The organism is Protofrankia sp. CiT1 (genome assembly GCF_917627335.1).
Lineage (GTDB): Bacteria > Actinomycetota > Actinomycetes > Frankiales > Frankiaceae > Protofrankia.
In genome coordinates, this window is record NZ_CAKJTP010000297.1 from 1,653 (window position 1) to 2,953 (window position 1,301).

2 protein-coding genes are annotated in these 1,301 nt (G+C 66.4%); both read right to left on the minus strand.

Going from position 1 to position 1,301, the window contains the following annotated elements:
- Positions 1-114: 114 nt before the first annotated feature.
- Entirely contained in the window at positions 115-453 is a 339-nt protein-coding gene (locus MJ785_RS21800) for a DUF1360 domain-containing protein (protein WP_239382739.1), read from the minus strand.
- Positions 450-689: a hypothetical protein gene (locus tag MJ785_RS21805; protein WP_239382741.1), complete on the minus strand. Its 240-nt coding sequence runs from the start codon at positions 687-689 to the stop codon at positions 450-452. The genes MJ785_RS21800 and MJ785_RS21805 overlap by 4 nt, the downstream gene beginning before the upstream one ends.
- Between the last annotated feature and the right edge of the window lie 612 nt (positions 690-1,301).

Sequence of the window (1,301 nt, forward strand, 5' to 3'; positions counted from 1 at the left end):
GTCTAGTCGCACTCCGGATGCAGTCAGAACACGGCTTGCTCGCTGCTGCTGGGGGGATCGCCGGAATCGCATGGCCACAGGGACAGGATGTCACCTGCTGCGAGCAATGGCCGGTCAGGGGGACGTTTGTTCGGCAACGATCCCTGCGGCCAGCGATGCCGCTAGGACTGTGGACGTCCACATCGTGACGGCCGGGTATGCCCAGCACAGGGCGACATATCCGGCTCCGATCCAGATCGACACGCACCAGGGGCATGTCCAGATCTCCGCCCACCACGGCAGGTGGTCGACCCGTCCGACGCCGGGGAGCTCCTCATGGCGCATGCGGCGGGGGCTGCTGCCGGCTCGGACGATGCGGGTCCGTAGCCATCCGACGGGCATCCGGTCCACGGTCACCAGCCGGGTCAGCCGCGCCACGGCCGCCAGTGCGAGTAGCGCCTGGTAGCCGGTCATGTGCTGGCCGACTCGCCGGTGCTGATCCACTGGTAGTACTGGGACGCGCCGGTGACAATGTCGTCCCACACGGTGCTGTTGTCGGGCCGGGCGAGGTCTATGGGGGTGGGGCGTATAACCATTGGATCGGCGAGGGCCGCGTCAGCCCTGGCCAGGTCCAGCGCGTAGGCGCGGAGCTGCTGCTCCGTGGTCAGCCCAGTAATTCCCTGCCATCGTGGCGTTTTGCTGGCTCTCATGCATGCCAGCATGCCAGCTGCCTACCGGTGGTGGCGGATGTGGTATCCGGATTTGCCCGCGTTCCACGGCCGCCTCCCGGAGGGATGTTTCTGGTGGTAGTGCCGCCCCCGGTTCCACGCCGGCTTGTGCGACGGGTGTTTCTGATGGTAGCGCTGCCCCTTGTTCCAGGGGGTTTTACCGGACGGATGCCTCTGGCGGTAATGCCGACCCTTGTTCCACGGCGGTTTTCCCGATGGGTGTTTCTGATGAAAATGCCGCCCTTTACTCCAGGGTGGTTTTCCTGACGGATGCTTCTGGTGGTAGTGCCGGCCCTTGTTCCAGGGGATGTGCCCTTTCCGGCCCTTGCCACCCCCGCCGCGTCTTCCGCCACCGCTGGCAGCCTTCCGGGCCTGCCGCTGGAGGAACCGTATGTGGTTGGCATGCCGGCGGAACGGGTCCGCGGTGCGGTAGCGGACGGTTCTGTGCGTGGATGGTGCGTGCGGCCGTCGCCTAGGCATCTGATCATTATAGGTCGGCCCCGGTGACGCCCGGGTCAGAGCATCTCCTGGGGAGTGAACTGGCCGAGCGGCGCGCAGGAGCATCCGCTCGTGGCCGCCACCGTGACGACACCT